This is a genomic window from Mycobacteriales bacterium (genome assembly GCA_036497565.1).
Taxonomy (GTDB): domain Bacteria; phylum Actinomycetota; class Actinomycetes; order Mycobacteriales; family QHCD01; genus DASXJE01.
This window is the reverse complement of record DASXJE010000190.1, coordinates 1-1,913: the sequence shown is the minus strand read 5'-3', so window position 1 is coordinate 1,913 and position 1,913 is coordinate 1. Positions and strand designations below refer to the sequence as shown.

3 protein-coding genes are annotated in these 1,913 nt (G+C 68.6%); all 3 read right to left on the bottom strand.

Going from position 1 to position 1,913, the window contains the following annotated elements:
• On the bottom strand, nt 1–453 hold a 453-nt coding region (locus tag VGH85_16125; protein ID HEY2175334.1), incomplete at its 3' end, for a class I SAM-dependent methyltransferase.
• 241 nt (nt 454–694) lie between these two features.
• Nucleotides 695–1,537: an alpha/beta fold hydrolase gene (locus tag VGH85_16120; GenBank protein ID HEY2175333.1), complete on the bottom strand. Its 843-nt coding sequence runs from the start codon at nt 1,535–1,537 to the stop codon at nt 695–697.
• A 126-nt stretch (nt 1,538–1,663) separates the two neighbouring features.
• Nucleotides 1,664–1,913: FAD-dependent oxidoreductase (locus VGH85_16115; protein ID HEY2175332.1), on the bottom strand; the 250-nt coding region annotated here is incomplete at its 5' end.

The following is a 1,913-nucleotide window of genomic DNA, read 5'->3' as shown; positions in this document are numbered from 1 at the left end:
GAGCAGGCCCATCCGGCCGCCGGGGTGCAGGGACTCGGCGAGGTTGGTGAAGGCGCGGACGGGGTCGGCGAAGAACATCGAGCCAAAGCAGCTCAAGATCACGTCGACGCCGGTCGGTGCGCACGCGTGCACCTGGGCGTCTGCCTGCTCGAACCGGGCGTTGGTGATCCCCGCCGCGGCGGTCAGCTCACGCGCTCGCTCGATCATCCGGCCGGAGAGGTCCACGCCGAGCGCGGTGCCGGTGCGCACGTGTCGTGCCGCCTCTCGGGTCAGCGCGCCGGTGCCGCATCCGACGTCTAGCACGTCGTCGCCGGGGCAGAGCAACCCGGCCGACAGGAGGCGGCCTCGATGATGGCGGGTGGTCTGCTCGTAGTGTTCGGCGTGCTCGGCCCAGTGGTCGCCCTCCGGGCCGTCCCACGCGGCGGCCTGCTCGGCGTTGGCGATGAGAGACATGGCAACCTCCTAATACTCTCAATGGGAGTGCTCGACCAGGAGAGGGTCAAATGCCATCCGGGCTCACACCCACGTCCTACGCGGTCCTCGGCTTGCTCGCGGTCAAAGCCGTGGACCACCTACGAGCTCACCCAGCAGATGCACCGGGTCCGCCCCATCCCGCCGTCCGCAACAGCGCCATGTCAGAGTCCGCCCCGCGCCGCCCATCCCGGTGGTCTCGCCGCGAGGGTCGAGTGATCCGCTACTCGGCCCATGCCGCGATCCGTTCCGCGATCGCCTCGGGGGCCTCGATGTGCAGGAAGTGACCGACGTCGGGGACGACCTCCCTCGCGTGCGGGGCGGCGAACCGATGTCGGTCGTCGACCTGCGGGGGGAGGATGCAGCCGTCGTCGGCACCGTGGAGCTGCAGCAGGGGCACCGTGATCGGCTGAGATAGGCGGCGCGTCGCCCCAAGCATGCCGGGTCGCAGCATCGCCCGGTAGTACTTTATGGGCGCGGGCATGCTCGCCCGCAGGTCCTCGTGTAGCTCCGCCTGGAGAGCTGGATCGAGCGAGAGGTTGGGCGACCACTGACGCCAGAGGCGGTCGACGAGGGCGAAATCGCGGGCGGTGACCATCAAGCCGCTTCCCGGCAGTTGAAAGAGCCCCATGTACCAGCTCCGGCGTAGCTGAGCGAGGCGCGGCCGACTCAGGAACGTGAGTGGGTGGGGGATTGCGAGCGTGACCGCGCGTTCGATCCGCTCCGGCGCGGTGACGCAGGCATCGTATGTGATCAAGGCGCCCCAGTCGTGGCCAACCAACTCCACGGCTCGCCCGGGAGACCAGCGGTCGATCAGCGCGAGCACGTCGCTGGTGAGGGCTGCGAAGTCGAACGGCCCCGCGGTCGGGGACGGCGCGTAACCGCGAAGCCAGGGTGCGACGACGTGACGTCCGCGGCGGCCGAGCTCGGCAAGGAAGGGCGTCGCGGTCGGCGGATGGTCCGGGAAGCCGTGCAAGACGACCGTCGGCTGACCATTGGGATCACCACCCTGCAGCGCGTGAAAGGTGCCGTGTGGCAGGTCGAAGGTGACGTGGTCGAACTCCATGTGTGTCAGCCTCTTCCAAGAGCGGTCGGACGAGAGAAGCTGATGCTGGCTTCGATGTCTCTGGTTTTGGACAAATGCGACGTGCCGCCGCGGCAAGACAATGGACAAGATCGAGTGACCCGACGATCAATTGGCTGGTACTGGCTCGGTGTGGCCGTGGAGAGCCTTCTCGACGTCGGCGGCGATCAGATAGTGGTTGTTGAGCGCGATGGCGGCGGCGGACCCGGCGGCCGCGGCGTTGATCAGCTGGGCGGTGTGGTCCACGACGTTGCCGGGCGCCCACACGCCGTCGATGCTGGTGCGACCGGTGCGATCGGTGGCGACCCAGCCCTCGTCATTGAGTTCGCAGCCCAGGGCGGTCAGCAGCTCGTCGGAC

What these genes read in the sequence shown, in the direction of transcription:
- VGH85_16120 (HEY2175333.1), bottom strand. Translation starts at nt 1,537, where the DNA reads ATGGAGTTCGACCACGTCACCTTCGACCTGCCACACGGCACCTTTCAC.